Consider the following 14,155-nt stretch of genomic DNA (forward strand, 5'->3'; position numbering starts at 1 on the left):
GCGGAGGCAATGATGAGCGATCGTATCTTTGCGGGTATCTGGCTGTTGCTCTGTATCGCCGGGCTATTCATCGCCTGGCAGATCCAAAGCGAATACAGCTATGAACCCGTCGGCCCCCGCCCTTTTCCGCTGGGGATTATCGGCCTGATGGCGCTCTGCGCGCTGGCGCTGTTATTGCGCCATCCCGACACGGTGAGCTGGCCGCGCCGCCATGTTCTGCAAAAGCTAATTACCATGATCATCATCCTGCTGATGTATGCCTGGGGATTCGAATGGCTGGGTTTTCCCATCGCCACCGCGCTTCTCACCATGGTTATCGGGATGCTGTTCGGCGCCACGATTCCGGCGGCGGGTATCTCCGGCGCGGTATTGGGTATTCTGCTGTGGTATGCCTTTGACCGGCTGCTTGATGTCACCTTACCTCTCGGCGCCTGGCTGAGTTAACGGAGCAACGATGGATACCTGGATATATCTTTCTCAGGGCTTTGCGGTGGCGATGACGCCGGAAAACCTGGTTATCGCGTTGATTGGCTGCTTCGTGGGCACGATCGTCGGTCTGCTGCCGGGCCTGGGACCGATCAACGGCGTGGCAATCTTACTGCCGCTGGCCTTTGCGTTGCATCTGCCTGCGGAGTCGGCGCTAATTCTGCTGGCGACGGTGTACATTGGCTGTGAGTATGGCGGCAGGATCTCCTCCATATTGCTCAACGTCCCCGGCGATGCGGCGGCGATCATGACGGCGCTGGACGGTTACCCAATGGCGCAGCAAGGGAAAGGCGGCGTAGCGCTGTCGATTTCCGCAGTCAGCTCATTTTTCGGTTCATTAATCGCTATCGGCGGCATCATTCTGTTCGCCCCTTTACTGGCGCAATGGTCGCTGGCCTTTGGTCCTGCGGAATATTTCGCCTTAATGGTTTTTGCCATCGCCTGTCTTGGCAGCATGATGGCGCAAAACCCGCTTAAATCATTTCTGGCAGCGCTGATCGGTCTTGGCCTTGCGACCGTCGGCGTGGACGCCAACACCGGGGTTTATCGCTTTACCTTTGACAGCGTTCATCTTTCCGACGGCGTACAGTTTATCGTCGTGGTGATCGGCCTGTTCTCGGTATCAGAAATACTTTTAATGCTGGAACATACCAGCAGCGGGCAAACAATGGTCCGCAAAACGGGTCGAATGTTGTTCAACCTGAAAGAAGGCGCGCAGTGTATCGGCACCACCCTGCGTTCTTCGGTAATCGGCTTTTTTGTCGGCGTATTGCCCGGCGCCGGGGCGACCATTGCCAGCGCCATTACCTATATGACCGAGAAAAAACTCAGCGGCAACAGCGATAGCTTCGGCAAAGGGGATATTCGCGGCGTCGCGGCGCCGGAGGCGGCAAACAACGCCTCAGCCTGCGGCTCCTTCATCCCGATGCTGACGCTGGGCGTTCCCGGTTCCGGTACTACGGCAGTGATGATGGGGGCGCTGACGCTGTACAACATCACGCCAGGCCCGGCGATGTTCACCGAACAGCCGGATATCGTCTGGGGACTCATCGCTGCGCTGCTGATTGCGAACGTGATGCTGCTGATCATGAATATCCCGTTGATCGGTCTGTTCACCCGTATGCTCACCATTCCGCTGTGGTTCCTGGTACCCGCCATCGCTGCCGTATCGGCGGTAGGGGTGTATGCGGTACACAGCACCACCTTCGATCTGGTGCTGATGGTCGCGCTCGGCGTGTTAGGGTACATTTTACGTAAAATGCACTTCCCCATGTCGCCGCTGATCCTGGGATTCGTACTGGGGGAAATGCTGGAGCAGAACCTGCGTCGCGCACTCTCCATCAGTAACGGCAATATGGCGATTTTGTGGCAAAGCGGCGTTGCCAAAGCCCTGCTGATCATGGCGATCATGGTCATTGTCGTACCGCCAGTGTTACGTCTGCTCCGTAAACACAGCCGTAAACCGCAGGTTGACGCCGGTTAATTGACTGCTGAAATACGTTGTACTTGTCCGGCCTACGCGCTCATGTGTCAGGCCGGGCAACCCCGCCAGCATCACTTTCCCCATAACGCTCTCATTTTACACCCCTTCTTGCCGTTGTCAGGCTCGTGGCGCCGTTAACCTCACCCTTTGTATTGTTAAATATTTGTTGTTTTTGATCGCAATAATTAAACAAAAGCGGTTATTTCATACGCGTTCCTGGAAAATGTCGATATTTTTAATTTATGGCTACGAAATGAGCATCGCCATGTCTCCCTGACCATCTTACCGAGAGGAATGATTCTGATGAATGCACTGACTGCCGTAAAAGCGAACACAGATGATTTAGCCCAACGCCATACTGGTTTCACCCTTGCCCCTTCGGCGCAGTCGCCGCGTCTGCTGGCGTTAACGTTTACGGCGGATACCACAAGACAATTTCTCCATCAGGTTGCACAGTGGCCGGTGCAGGCGCTGGAATACAAATCTTTCTTACGTTTCAAAATCGGCAAGATCCTCGACGATCTGTGCGGCAATCAGCTACAACCGCTGTTGATCAAAACGCTACTCAATCGTGCACAAGGCGCGCTGTTGATCAGCGCCGAAGGGCTCGATGATGTCGCACAGGCAGAAGAGATGGTCAAACTGGCGACGGCGGTGGCGCATCTTATTGGTCGCTCCAATACGATGCGATGAGCGGCCAGTATTACGCGCGTTTCGTGGTCAAAAACGTCGACAACTCCGACAGTTATCTGCGCCAGCCCCACCGCGTAATGGAACTGCACAATGACGGCACCTATGTTGAGGAGGTGACCGACTACGTGCTGATGATGAAAATCGACGAACAAAATATGGAAGGCGGTAATTCGCTGCTGCTGCACCTTGATGACTGGGAACATCTGGAGTCGTTTTTTACCCATCCGCTGGCGCGTCGCGTCATGCGCTGGGCGGCACCGCCAAGCAAAAATGTTAGCCATGACGTCTGGCACCCGGTGTTTGATGTCGACCAACAAGGCCGCCCGGTCATGCGTTATATCGACCAGTTCGTCCAGCCAAAAGACTTTGAAGAAGGCGTCTGGCTCAGCGAGCTTTCAGACGCGCTGGAAACCAGTCAAAACATCCTCTCCGTGCCGGTACCGGTCGGCAAATTCCTGCTGATTAACAATCTGTTCTGGCTACATGGACGCGATCGTTTTACGCCGCATCCTGACTTGCGTCGCGAACTGATGCGCCAGCGCGGTTACTTCGCCTACGCCGCCAGCCATTATCAAACTCACCAATAAGCGCCACGGCGAAGGAATTACGCGGATGTATGATTTTGTGATTATCGGCGGCGGCATTATCGGCATGTCGACCGCCATGCAACTTATTGATGTCTACCCGGATGCGCGCATCGCATTGCTGGAAAAAGAGTCCGCGCCAGCCTGCCACCAGACCGGGCATAACAGCGGCGTGATCCATGCCGGGGTGTACTACACGCCCGGCAGCCTCAAAGCGCGGTTTTGTCTGGCGGGCAATCAGGCGACCAAAACCTTTTGCGATCAAAACAACATCCGCTACGACACCTGCGGCAAAATGTTGGTCGCCACCTCGGAGCTGGAAATGGCGCGGATGCGCGCGCTATGGGAGCGGACGGCGGCCAACGGCTTAGAGCGCGAGTGGTTAAGCGCGGCGGAGCTGCGTGAACGCGAACCCAATATCATTGGCCTGGGCGGGATTTTTGTCCCTTCCAGCGGGATTGTCAGCTATCGCGATGTCGCGACGGCCATGGCGAACCGCTTTCAGGCCAAAGGCGGCGAGATCATCTACCATGCCGAGGTCAGCGCGCTAACAGAACATGCCGCTGGCATTGTTATTCGCACCTCGCAAGGTCGGGAAATAGAAACCGCTACGCTTATCGGCTGTGCAGGGCTGATGGCGGATCGGCTGGTCAAAATGCTGGGCGTGGAGCCCGGTTTTATTATCTGCCCTTTCCGCGGCGAGTACTTTCGTCTGGCCCCGCGACACAACCGGATCGTTAACCATTTGATCTACCCGATCCCCGATCCGGCAATGCCGTTTCTCGGCGTCCATCTTACCCGCATGATCGATGGCAGCGTCACGGTCGGGCCGAATGCGGTGCTGGCGCTTAAACGCGAAGGCTACCGTAAGCGCGACGTTTCCTTCACCGACACCCTGGAGATTTTCCGCTCCGCCGGCATTCGCCGCGTACTGCAAAACCATCTGCTTTCCGGGCTGGGCGAGATGAAAAACTCGCTGTGCAAAAGCGGCTATTTGCGGCGAGTACAAAAGTATTGCCCCAGCCTGACCGTCAACGATCTCCAGCCCTGGCCGGCAGGCGTGCGGGCGCAGGCGGTTTCACCGGACGGCAAACTGATTGATGATTTTCTGTTTGTCACGACGCCGCGTTCCATTCACACCTGTAACGCCCCCTCCCCGGCGGCGACATCCGCGATACCTATCGGCGCGCATATCGTCAGTAAAGTTCAGGCGCTACGCGCAAGCCAGAGCAACCCCGGACGTACGCTGCGTGCGGCACGCAGCGTGGACGCATTACACGCCGCATTTACCCGTTAACCCTTCAGACAGGAAGCAATTATGCAACTTAACGACTCTACCCTGTTCCGCCAGCAGGCCTTTATCGATGGCGACTGGCGCGACGCGCGCGGCGGCGATGTCATCCCCGTGAGCAACCCCGCCAACGGGAAACCGCTCGGCAATGTGCCCAAAATGGGGGCGGAAGAGACGCGCGACGCCATCAACGCCGCCAATCGCGCCCTGCCCGCCTGGCGCGCGCTCACCGCCAAAGAGCGAGCCAATATCCTGCGTCGCTGGTTCAATCTGATGATGGAACATCAGGACGATTTGGCGCATCTGATGACGCTGGAACAGGGTAAACCGCTGGCGGAAGCGAAAGGCGAAATTAGCTACGCCGCCTCGTTTATTGAATGGTTCGCCGAAGAGGGGAAGCGTATCTATGGCGACACGATTCCAGGTCATCAGGCCGATAAACGGCTGCTGGTGATTAAACAGCCCATCGGCGTCACCGCCGCGATTACCCCGTGGAACTTTCCCTCAGCAATGATCACCCGTAAAGCCGGCCCCGCGCTGGCCGCAGGCTGCACGATGGTACTCAAACCCGCCAGCCAGACGCCGTTTTCCGCGCTGGCGCTGGCGGAACTGGCCCGGCGCGCCGGAATTCCCGCAGGTGTATTTAACGTCGTTACCGGTTCGGCAGGCGATATCGGCGGCGAGCTGACCAGCAACCCGCTGGTACGCAAACTGTCGTTTACCGGCTCGACGGAGATTGGCCGCCAGCTAATGGAACAATGCGCCAAAGACATTAAAAAAGTGTCGCTGGAATTGGGCGGCAATGCGCCGTTTATCGTCTTTGACGATGCCGATCTGGATAAAGCCGTCGAAGGCGCGCTGGCTTCGAAGTTTCGCAACGCCGGGCAGACCTGTGTCTGCGCCAATAGATTGTATGTTCAGGACGGCGTTTACGATCGTTTTGCGGAAAAACTCAACCAGGCGGTAAATAAGCTCGCGGTCGGCGACGGTCTGCAAGCCGACGTTGCTATCGGGCCGCTGATTGATGAAAAAGCCGTGGCGAAAGTCCAGGAGCATATCGCCGACGCGCTGGAAAAAGGCGCCCGCGTCATTACGGGCGGTGAAGCGCACAAATTGGGCGGCAACTTCTTTCAACCGACCATTCTGGCGGATGTTCCTGATAACGCGAAAGTCGCCAAAGAAGAGACATTCGGGCCGCTCGCGCCTCTGTTCCGCTTCAGCGACGAGGCGGATGTCATCAGGCAGGCTAACGATACCGAGTTCGGCCTGGCAGCCTATTTTTATGCACGCGATTTAAGCCGCGTTTTCCGCGTCGGCGAAGCGCTGGAATACGGCATCGTCGGTATTAATACCGGCATTATCTCCAACGAAGTCGCGCCTTTCGGCGGCATTAAGGCCTCCGGATTAGGCCGAGAAGGTTCCAAATACGGCATCGAAGATTATTTAGAAATCAAATATATGTGCATCGGCCTTTAACAGGAGAGTCGCTAATGAATACCAATAACGCTTTAATGCAGCGCCGTCATAACGCTGTTCCTCGCGGCGTGGGGCAGATTCACCCGATTTTCGCCGAGCGGGCGGAAAATTGTCGGGTGTGGGATGTCGAAGGCCGTGAGTATCTCGATTTCGCGGGCGGCATTGCCGTCCTGAACACCGGTCATTTACATCCGGGCATTGTTTCAGCGGTCGAAGCGCAGTTGAAGAAATTGTCCCATACCTGTTTTCAGGTGCTGGCCTATGAACCGTACCTGGCGTTGTGCGAACGCATGAACCAGAAGGTACCGGGCGATTTCGCCAAAAAAACGTTGCTGGTCACGACCGGTTCAGAAGCGGTTGAAAACGCGGTGAAAATCGCCCGCGCGGCGACAAAACGCAGCGGCGCTATCGCGTTTAGCGGCGCTTACCACGGTCGTACCCACTACACGCTCTCTCTGACCGGGAAAGTACACCCGTACTCTGCTGGTATGGGATTGATGCCAGGCCATGTCTACCGCGCGCTTTATCCTTGCCCGCTACACAACATCAGCGACGACGACGCCATCGCCAGCATTGAACGCATCTTTAAAAATGATGCCGCGCCGGAAGATATCGCCGCCATTATTATTGAGCCGGTACAGGGCGAAGGCGGATTTTACGCCGCCTCTCCCGCGTTCATGCAGCGACTGCGCGCGCTATGCGACCAACACGGCATTATGTTGATTGCCGACGAAGTGCAAAGCGGCGCGGGCCGGACCGGTACGCTGTTCGCCATGGAACAGATGGGCGTTGCGGCAGATATAACCACGTTTGCGAAATCGATCGCCGGCGGCTTTCCGCTGGCAGGCGTTACCGGCCGGGCAGACGTGATGGACGCTATCGCGCCGGGCGGTCTGGGCGGCACCTATGCCGGAAACCCGATTGCCTGCGCCGCCGCGCTGGCGGTACTGGACATTTTCGAGCAGGAAAATCTACTGCAAAAGGCGAATACGCTTGGCAACACGCTGCGCGATGGCCTGATGGAGATAGCGGAAACGCACCGTGAGATTGGCGACGTGCGCGGACTGGGCGCCATGATCGCCATTGAGTTGTTCGAAAATGGCGACCCCGGCAAACCGAACGCGACTCTGACCGCCGACATTGTGGCCCGCGCCCGCGAGAAAGGGTTAATTCTGCTCTCCTGCGGTCCTTACTACAACATCTTGCGCATCCTCGTTCCACTCACTATTGAGGCCTCGCAGATTCAGCAAGGCCTGAAGATTATCGCCCAGTGCTTTGATGAGGCGAAACAAGCGTAATGTCCAATAAGCAGCATCGGGTGGCGACGTAACTGTCTTATCCGGCCTACAAAAACCGTTTCGATTGTAGGCCGAATAAGCCAGGCGCCATCCGGTAAACGAGCGCAATAACAATAAAGAGGTTTTAGGATGGGGCAATTGTCAGAATCACATGCATTAGGGGGCGGGCTGAAATCACGCCACGTCACCATGTTATCGATCGCCGGCGTCATCGGCGCCAGCCTGTTTGTCGGTTCCAGCGTGGCGATTGCGGAGGCCGGCCCTGCGGTACTGCTGGCCTATCTGTTCGCAGGACTTTTAGTCGTCATGATTATGCGAATGCTGGCTGAAATGGCCGTCGCCACGCCGGATACCGGATCTTTTTCCACCTATGCGGATAAAGCGATCGGCCCCTGGGCCGGGTATACCATCGGCTGGTTATACTGGTGGTTTTGGGTGCTGGTTATTCCGCTGGAGGCCAATATTGCCGCCATTATTCTGAATTCATGGATACCGGGTATTCCGGTATGGCTATTTTCATTAGTGATTACGCTTGCCTTAACCGGAAGCAATTTATTGAGCGTCAAAAATTACGGCGAGTTCGAATTCTGGCTGGCGCTATGTAAAGTAATTGCCATTCTGGCGTTTATCGCGCTGGGCGCGACGGCGATTAGCGGTTTTTATCCGTATGCCGAGGTAAGCGGTATCTCCCGGCTCTGGGATCACGGCGGTTTTATGCCTAACGGCTTCGGCGCGGTGTTAAGCGCCATGTTGATCACCATGTTCTCTTTTATGGGCGCGGAAATCGTTACTATTGCTGCCGCGGAATCCGATACGCCGGATAAACATATCGTACGCGCCACCAATTCTGTTATCTGGCGAATTTCCATCTTTTACCTGTGTTCCATTTTTGTGGTGGTGGCGCTGATCCCGTGGAATATGCCGGGTCTGAAAAGCGTAGGTTCGTACCGTTCGGTACTGGAGCTGCTTCATATTCCGCACGCAAAATTCATTATGGACTGCGTGATTTTATTGTCGGTGACCAGTTGTCTGAACTCCGCATTATATACCGCCTCCCGGATGCTCTATTCCCTTAGCCGCCGCGGCGATGCGCCTGCGATAATGGGAAAAACTAACCGTAGCAAAACGCCCTGGGTGGCGGTTCTCCTCTCTACCGGCGCGGCCTTTTTAACCGTTATCGTCAATTATTACGCCCCGGCAAAAGTGTTTAAATTTCTTATCGACAGTTCCGGCGCCATCGCGCTGCTGGTCTATCTGGTGATTGCGATTTCGCAATTGCGGATGCGTAAAATTCTGCTGGCGCAGGGCGGAGAAATTAAGTTGAAAATGTGGCTTTATCCGTGGCTCACCTGGCTGGTTATCGGCTTTATCTGCTTTGTTCTGGTGGTGATGCTATTTCGACCGGCACAGCAACTAGAAGTCATTTCAACGGGGCTGTTAGGGCTGGGCATAATAGGTACTGTCCCCATTATGTCTCGCTGGAAAAAACTGATAAGGTGGCAAAAAGCCCCCCTGCAAAACCTACGTTAGTTATTCCCGGCGTCAGCCGGGAAGCTTCTCAGGAGTAAAAGATGACCGCCCTTTCCCAACCGACGGCCATAGATGGCTATCGCTGGCTTAAAAATGACATTATTCGCGGCACTTATCAGCCGGATGAGAAACTGCGGATGAGTTTATTAACCGCCCGCTATGCGCTCGGCGTAGGGCCGCTGCGTGAGGCGCTGTCGCAACTGGTGGCGGAACGGCTGGTCACCGTGGTGAATCAAAAAGGCTATCGCGTGGCATCCATGTCAGAGGCGGAACTCCTCGATATTTTTGACGCGCGCGCCAATATGGAAGCGATGCTGGTACGCCTGGCGATTGAACGCGGCGATGATGCGTGGGAGGCGGAGATCCTGGCGCGAGCGCATATGCTCAGTAAACTGGAAGCCAGCGATGCCAGTGAACATATGCTCGATGAATGGGATCAGCGCCACCAGGCGTTCCATTCCGCCATTGTCGCCGGGTGCGGCTCCCACTATCTGCTACAGATGCGCGAACGCTTATTTGACCTGGCGGCCCGCTACCGCTTTATTTGGTTACGTGAAACCGTTCTGTCCGTCGAGATGCTGGAAGATAAACATATCCAGCATCACACGCTAACCGATGCGATACTGGCGCGCGAGGCGGCACGCGCCAGCGAATTAATGCGTCAGCATTTGCTGACGCCGATTTCCATTATTCGCCAGGCGATGGCAGGGAAAATGTAGCCTGGCGCGACCTGATAGCCATTATTCTTCAGGAATACGCAACACTTGTCCCGGATATATTTTTTCCGGGCTTTTCAGCATCGGTTTATTTGCCTCGAAGATTTTATTATACAGATTGGCGTTACCATACACTTGCTTTGAAATAGCGCTCAGGGTGTCGCCTGATTTTACGGTATAAAACTGACTTTCAGCCGCTGGCGTCGTGGTTTTAACCTGATCGTCAACGCTGCTAATCCCGGCGATATTCCCCACGGCAACCAGAATTTTTTCTTTTGCCTCCTGACTCAGCCCATCCCCCGTCACTGTCGCTTTTCCATCCGCAATTTGCACATTCACTTTATCAGCGTCGGGTATTCCCGTTTTATTTAAATGTTCCTGGACTTTTTTCGCCTGATCGTCCTTATCATGATTAGCGGTTACCGCGTCCCAGAGTTTTTCACCTGCATCTTTTACAAAATTGAAAAGTCCCATATTCACCTCGCTTGTCAAAAATACACACAAAGAAAAGTGTAGCAGAGGGAATGAGGTTATCCTGATAAGCGGCGCTTATGCGCCGCCGGTGGCCGGTAATTAATGACGCATCTGAACCCAAAATGCGTGGATAAGCCCCGGAATATATCCGAGTAATGTCAGCAGGATATTAAGGATAAATGCCCAACCGAACCCTTTTCCTAAAAGTACGCCGAGCGGAGGCAAAATAATCGTAAATACAATTCTCCAGAAACCCATATACACTCCATACAAGCAAAATTAGTCATTGTTTAAAAAGAGATTTTATCTCTAAGCATAGTCAGTTTACCTGAGCCTGCCAGTCGCGCGCCGCGCTTTTACCCTCCTTTACGCTCTTTACGCTGGCATTAGGTTGATGTTTATTTTAGAATTAACTAAATTTAGATAATGCTTAAATAACTATGACAGAGCTTGAACAACTTCAGGCCAGCGCAGAACAGGCGGCGGCCCTGCTCAAAGCGATGAGCCACCCAAAAAGATTACTGATTTTATGTATGCTTTGCGGTTCGCCAAAAACCAGCGCAGGCGAACTGGCGCGCATTACCGGGCTAAGCCCCTCCGCGACGTCGCAACATCTGGCGCGGATGCGGGAAGAAGGGCTGATTGATAGTCAACGCGATGCCCAGCGCATTCACTATTTCATTAAAAATGAGGCGGTTAATACGATTATCGCCACGTTAAAGAATCTCTATTGTCCATAAGGAGGCACGATGTCCATTGGGATAGTTTCCCCCCGTGAGGCGCAAGCGCTGATAGCGCAAGGCGCGAAACTGATTGATGTACGCGACGCCGACGAATATCTGCGCGAGCATATTCCACATGCGCAACTGGCGCCGCTTTCCCGGCTTGAACAGGGCGATTTGCCCGCCAACCTGCGAGCGGAACAGATTATTTTTCACTGTCAGTCAGGTAAACGAACCAGCAGCAATGCAGCAAAACTACAGGCCATTGCCGCCCCAGCTCAGGTCAGTCTACTGGAAGGCGGTATCGACGGATGGAAAGCGGCAGGATTGCCCGTCACAGAAGACAAATCGCAACCGTTGCCACTGATGCGTCAGGTGCAAATCGCCGCCGGCGGGTTGACGTTGCTTGGGGTGATTCTGGGCTATACGGTCCACGGCGGCTTTTTCCTCATTAGCGGTTTTGTCGGGGCCGGGTTAATGCTGGCAGGCATGACCGGCTTCTGCGGAATGGCGCGACTACTGGAAAAAATGCCCTGGAATACCCGTACTCATTAAGCGGTACCTTCACCGCGCGTCGGTAGGTGTGTAGTAGACTGAAGGCGGGTTTATACCATTGTTCAACAGGAGAGCGTGATGTTCACCCCAGGCGATATCGTACAGCCCCGAATGGGTGGGCCGAAACTGAAAGTGATTGAAGTCAACGAGGATCATATTGTCGCGGTACAGGTCGGTAATGAGCCGGGCGAAAAATTGATCCTCAAAGCGGCAGATGTCACCCCCTATTGCGAAGAGGGCGATTTTGGCGTGTGCTGATTTATCAGAATGAGCATGGCGCAACGTTCCCGGAGTCCCGATTAATAGAGACAGGAAACGAAGCGCCATCTGTTAAAAGCTATCCGTGATTAGATTAAGAAATCATCCAGAGATTTCCCCGCCGCCAGCGCCTGGGCAATCGGTTTAGGCGTACGACCTTGTCCGGTCCAGGTTTTTTCTTCGCCATTGAAATCAGTAAAACGATATTTTGCCGGACGCGGCTGGCGCTTTTTAGCAGAACGCGGCATTGCTGAATCCATGGCAAATAACTCTTCCGGGTTAATACCGTCTGCTTTCATCAGCTCCAGAAAGGCATTAATTTTCTCCTGCTTCTCGGCAAGCTGGCGTTGCTGCAATTCTTCTTCTTCGCGTCTTTCTTTAGTGACAACCCTGAATTTTTCGAGCATTTCTTCAAGAACGTCAATGGAGAATTCGCGAGCCATAGCGCGCAGCGTGCGGATATTATTTAAGTTCTGTAACATCAAATTCATATCAATAAAAACCTTTTAACGCAGAAAACAAAAACTATTACAGGCGGTATTGTATGCGATTGTTGATTATATTTCCAGATCCTAAAGTTCATACAGATATACACAGCATAACTCGATTAATTATATTAATCTGTTAACCAGAAGGTTATATTCATTACCCCCTGCGTGTTTCAGGTTATTCTGCCTACGGTATATCTGTAGGTTTCCCGTTCGGCTGTTTATAGCGTATTGCGTATCTCAGTAACCGCGGTGGCCCTCACGGTGGCTGATCTTATACAGAAGTGAATATTTCAGCACAATAATAGATTAACCATTCAAAAATTATCATCAGAGCTTTATGCTAAAAATCAGCCTGCAATAGCTATAATTATGCTGAGAAAAGTAGAGCGCGTGCCGTTAGCCGAGAATAAATCGCATCTGACAACATTTGGAATGTGGCTGAAAATCGCCAGAAAAACAATGCATTATAATGCATTGATTTAAAAGTAATTAATGACTAACAACAACGAAAATCTCGCCGCGAGCAAAAAACACACGATCACAGAGTATTTTATCGACAAAAAGCCTATAAATAAAAATATTACACTAGTTTATAGTTATTATATAGGGATATACTCTATTCAAAGACAAAAGTGCTTTATGATTTCACTACCAACCATCACCTCATTCTGATTGATACGCTACAAGGAGCATTAACATGTTCTCTCCACAGTCACGCTTGCGTCATGCCGTAGCAGACACGTTTGCGATGGTTGTTTACTGTTCTGTTGTGAACATGTTGATCGAGATATTCCTCTCCGGAATGAGCTTTGAGCAGTCGCTTTCTTCCAGGCTGGTAGCGATACCTGTCAACATTTTGATTGCATGGCCATACGGCGTTTACCGCGATCTGATTATGCGCGTCGCGCGTAAGGCAAGCCCGGCGGGATGGGCCAAAAACCTGGCGGATGTATTGGCTTATGTCACCTTTCAGTCACCCGTTTATATTATCATCTTGCTGACCGTCGGCGCCGGCTGGCATCAGATAGTGGCCGCCGTGAGTTCAAACATTGTTGTTTCAATGTTAATGGGCGCGGTTTATGGCTACTTCCTGGATTATTGTCGCCGCCTGTTTAAAGTGAGCAGCTATCATCAGGCTAAGGCGTAAGTTAACGTCGCGACTGGCATTGCCAGTCGCGCTTTTAGTCGGTTTTTTCGTCGCCAAAAAGCCCGTTCAGATAACGTTCTAACGCTATTCGGGAACTAAAGCCGTGGGGAATACCGTAATGTTCGTGGGTCTCGCCGCCTAAATAGAGCGGAAAGTTTTGGTAATGATCGCAGGTTTTAATATCCGAAGCCGGGTCAGCCAGTGATGAGCTACGGTCTTTTAATCTGGGGTGAATGATCAGCGCGGTACGCCCCATACGCGCCTCGCGGTTAACATAAACATAATTCTCGCCGCGTCGATAACCATACGTCTTATTCGTCACCACATCGACGGTAAACCCTGCCTTTTCCAGTACACGCGCCACCTCGTCAGGTCGTAAATACATATTTTATCCTCATTCTCTTGTACTGCGGGCTTACCTTACCCGATAGCGCGTTATCAACGCTTTCAGAAAAGTCCAGAAACGCATGATATCGCCGTAACAAGCCTCAGCAGGTAAAAATATGAACTACACTGAAAGCTACATCGAAATCAATGGAGGATCATATGCTTAACAAACCGAACCGAAACGACGTCGATGATGGTGTTCAGGATATTCAGAATGATGTCAATCGATTAGCCGACAGTCTGGAAGATGTCCTTAAATCCTGGGGAAGCGATGCGAAAGACGAAGCTGAGGCTGCGCGACGCAAAGCACAGGCGTTGCTGAAAGAGACCCGGGCGCGGATGCAGGGTCGTACTCGCGTAAAACAAGCCGCCTGTGATGCGATGGGATGCGCGGATACGTTTGTGCGTGAAAAACCCTGGTGTAGCGTAGGAACCGCCGCAGCGGTAGGGATTTTTATCGGGGCGCTGCTTAGCCTGCGTCGCTAACGACGTGCGCAGCCGGATGGCGACATACTTTATGGGGCCTGCATCATTGCCGCAGGCCCAGGTCGCGCCATTCGGCGA

At 53.3% G+C, this 14,155-nt stretch carries 16 protein-coding genes and 1 pseudogene; 13 read left to right on the plus strand and 4 right to left on the minus strand.

What is annotated here, in order from left to right; genetic code table 11:
• Positions 1-9: 9 nt before the first annotated feature.
• The 8 genes and pseudogenes from N7E69_RS02970 to csiR all read left to right on the plus strand — a co-directional run bounded on the left by N7E69_RS02970 (position 10) and on the right by csiR (position 9,560).
• Positions 10-444: a tripartite tricarboxylate transporter TctB family protein gene (locus N7E69_RS02970; protein ID WP_001574835.1), complete on the plus strand. Its 435-nt coding sequence runs from the start codon at positions 10-12 to the stop codon at positions 442-444.
• Between the two features lie 10 nt (positions 445-454).
• Complete coding sequence (locus N7E69_RS02975; RefSeq protein WP_000382035.1) at positions 455-1,969, plus strand: tripartite tricarboxylate transporter permease; 1,515 nt, start codon at positions 455-457, stop codon at positions 1,967-1,969.
• A 303-nt stretch (positions 1,970-2,272) separates the two neighbouring features.
• A pseudogene (gene glaH, locus N7E69_RS02980) lies at positions 2,273-3,249 on the plus strand (glutarate dioxygenase GlaH).
• A 25-nt stretch (positions 3,250-3,274) separates the two neighbouring features.
• A complete protein-coding gene (gene lhgO, locus N7E69_RS02985) occupies positions 3,275-4,543 on the plus strand; it encodes an L-2-hydroxyglutarate oxidase (RefSeq protein WP_000271918.1) in 1,269 nt (422 codons plus the stop codon).
• 21 nt (positions 4,544-4,564) lie between these two features.
• Entirely contained in the window at positions 4,565-6,013 is a 1,449-nt protein-coding gene (gene gabD, locus N7E69_RS02990; protein ID WP_001176527.1) for an NADP-dependent succinate-semialdehyde dehydrogenase, read from the plus strand.
• A 14-nt stretch (positions 6,014-6,027) separates the two neighbouring features.
• Positions 6,028-7,311: a 4-aminobutyrate--2-oxoglutarate transaminase gene (gabT, locus tag N7E69_RS02995; protein ID WP_001675477.1), complete on the plus strand. Its 1,284-nt coding sequence runs from the start codon at positions 6,028-6,030 to the stop codon at positions 7,309-7,311.
• A 129-nt stretch (positions 7,312-7,440) separates the two neighbouring features.
• Positions 7,441-8,841, plus strand: coding sequence for a GABA permease (gene gabP / locus N7E69_RS03000; RefSeq protein ID WP_000531282.1), 1,401 nt, complete (start codon positions 7,441-7,443; stop codon positions 8,839-8,841).
• Positions 8,842-8,882: 41 nt separating this feature from the next.
• Positions 8,883-9,560 (plus strand): DNA-binding transcriptional regulator CsiR, encoded by a 678-nt coding sequence (csiR, locus tag N7E69_RS03005; RefSeq protein ID WP_000126150.1) that lies wholly within the window; start codon positions 8,883-8,885, stop codon positions 9,558-9,560.
• A 21-nt stretch (positions 9,561-9,581) separates the two neighbouring features.
• On the opposite strand, the gene lysM is transcribed toward csiR, so the two are convergent.
• Complete coding sequence (gene lysM / locus N7E69_RS03010; protein ID WP_000522406.1) at positions 9,582-10,031, minus strand: peptidoglycan-binding protein LysM; 450 nt, start codon at positions 10,029-10,031, stop codon at positions 9,582-9,584.
• Positions 10,032-10,130: 99 nt separating this feature from the next.
• Complete coding sequence (locus tag N7E69_RS03015) at positions 10,131-10,289, minus strand: YqaE/Pmp3 family membrane protein (protein WP_000508175.1); 159 nt, start codon at positions 10,287-10,289, stop codon at positions 10,131-10,133.
• A gap of 182 nt (positions 10,290-10,471) precedes the next feature.
• On the opposite strand from N7E69_RS03015, the gene N7E69_RS03020 reads away from it, so the two are divergent.
• The 3 genes from N7E69_RS03020 to N7E69_RS03030 all read left to right on the plus strand — a co-directional run bounded on the left by N7E69_RS03020 (position 10,472) and on the right by N7E69_RS03030 (position 11,566).
• Positions 10,472-10,771 (plus strand): ArsR/SmtB family transcription factor, encoded by a 300-nt coding sequence (locus N7E69_RS03020; protein WP_000137432.1) that lies wholly within the window; start codon positions 10,472-10,474, stop codon positions 10,769-10,771.
• 9 nt (positions 10,772-10,780) lie between these two features.
• On the plus strand, positions 10,781-11,308 hold the full coding sequence (locus N7E69_RS03025; RefSeq protein ID WP_000022011.1) for a rhodanese family protein: 528 nt from the start codon (positions 10,781-10,783) through the stop codon (positions 11,306-11,308).
• Between the two features lie 78 nt (positions 11,309-11,386).
• The gene (locus tag N7E69_RS03030; protein ID WP_000494942.1) at positions 11,387-11,566 is read left to right on the plus strand and encodes a hypothetical protein; all 180 of its coding nucleotides are present in this window, start codon (positions 11,387-11,389) and stop codon (positions 11,564-11,566) included.
• An 89-nt stretch (positions 11,567-11,655) separates the two neighbouring features.
• Here N7E69_RS03030 and stpA read toward each other — a convergent pair whose 3' ends face one another.
• Positions 11,656-12,057: a DNA-binding protein StpA gene (stpA, locus tag N7E69_RS03035; RefSeq protein ID WP_001051100.1), complete on the minus strand. Its 402-nt coding sequence runs from the start codon at positions 12,055-12,057 to the stop codon at positions 11,656-11,658.
• Between the two features lie 697 nt (positions 12,058-12,754).
• On the opposite strand from stpA, the gene alaE reads away from it, so the two are divergent.
• Positions 12,755-13,204: an L-alanine exporter AlaE gene (gene alaE, locus N7E69_RS03040; protein WP_000492669.1), complete on the plus strand. Its 450-nt coding sequence runs from the start codon at positions 12,755-12,757 to the stop codon at positions 13,202-13,204.
• Positions 13,205-13,238: 34 nt separating this feature from the next.
• On the opposite strand, the gene N7E69_RS03045 is transcribed toward alaE, so the two are convergent.
• On the minus strand, positions 13,239-13,589 hold the full coding sequence (locus tag N7E69_RS03045) for a DUF2002 family protein (RefSeq protein ID WP_000281305.1): 351 nt from the start codon (positions 13,587-13,589) through the stop codon (positions 13,239-13,241).
• A 161-nt stretch (positions 13,590-13,750) separates the two neighbouring features.
• On the opposite strand from N7E69_RS03045, the gene N7E69_RS03050 reads away from it, so the two are divergent.
• Entirely contained in the window at positions 13,751-14,077 is a 327-nt protein-coding gene (locus N7E69_RS03050; protein WP_001519557.1) for a DUF883 domain-containing protein, read from the plus strand.
• Positions 14,078-14,155 lie beyond the last annotated feature (78 nt).

The sequence above is a fragment of the Salmonella sp. 3C genome (assembly GCF_025426275.1).
Lineage (GTDB): Bacteria > Pseudomonadota > Gammaproteobacteria > Enterobacterales > Enterobacteriaceae > Salmonella > Salmonella enterica.

Bases quoted from the DNA above. Each gene is read 5' to 3' on its own strand.
- N7E69_RS02970 (WP_001574835.1), top strand. From the start codon at position 10: ATGATGAGCGATCGTATCTTTGCGGGTATCTGGCTGTTGCTCTGTATC.
- N7E69_RS02975 (WP_000382035.1), top strand. From the start codon at position 455: ATGGATACCTGGATATATCTTTCTCAGGGCTTTGCGGTGGCGATGACG.
- lhgO (WP_000271918.1), top strand. From the start codon at position 3,275: ATGTATGATTTTGTGATTATCGGCGGCGGCATTATCGGCATGTCGACC.
- gabD (WP_001176527.1), top strand. From the start codon at position 4,565: ATGCAACTTAACGACTCTACCCTGTTCCGCCAGCAGGCCTTTATCGAT.
- gabT (WP_001675477.1), top strand. From the start codon at position 6,028: ATGAATACCAATAACGCTTTAATGCAGCGCCGTCATAACGCTGTTCCT.
- gabP (WP_000531282.1), top strand. From the start codon at position 7,441: ATGGGGCAATTGTCAGAATCACATGCATTAGGGGGCGGGCTGAAATCA.
- csiR (WP_000126150.1), top strand. From the start codon at position 8,883: ATGACCGCCCTTTCCCAACCGACGGCCATAGATGGCTATCGCTGGCTT.
- lysM (WP_000522406.1), bottom strand. From the start codon at position 10,031: ATGGGACTTTTCAATTTTGTAAAAGATGCAGGTGAAAAACTCTGGGAC.
- N7E69_RS03015 (WP_000508175.1), bottom strand. From the start codon at position 10,289: ATGGGTTTCTGGAGAATTGTATTTACGATTATTTTGCCTCCGCTCGGC.
- N7E69_RS03020 (WP_000137432.1), top strand. From the start codon at position 10,472: ATGACAGAGCTTGAACAACTTCAGGCCAGCGCAGAACAGGCGGCGGCC.
- N7E69_RS03025 (WP_000022011.1), top strand. From the start codon at position 10,781: ATGTCCATTGGGATAGTTTCCCCCCGTGAGGCGCAAGCGCTGATAGCG.
- N7E69_RS03030 (WP_000494942.1), top strand. From the start codon at position 11,387: ATGTTCACCCCAGGCGATATCGTACAGCCCCGAATGGGTGGGCCGAAA.
- stpA (WP_001051100.1), bottom strand. From the start codon at position 12,057: ATGAATTTGATGTTACAGAACTTAAATAATATCCGCACGCTGCGCGCT.
- alaE (WP_000492669.1), top strand. From the start codon at position 12,755: ATGTTCTCTCCACAGTCACGCTTGCGTCATGCCGTAGCAGACACGTTT.
- N7E69_RS03045 (WP_000281305.1), bottom strand. From the start codon at position 13,589: ATGTATTTACGACCTGACGAGGTGGCGCGTGTACTGGAAAAGGCAGGG.
- N7E69_RS03050 (WP_001519557.1), top strand. From the start codon at position 13,751: ATGCTTAACAAACCGAACCGAAACGACGTCGATGATGGTGTTCAGGAT.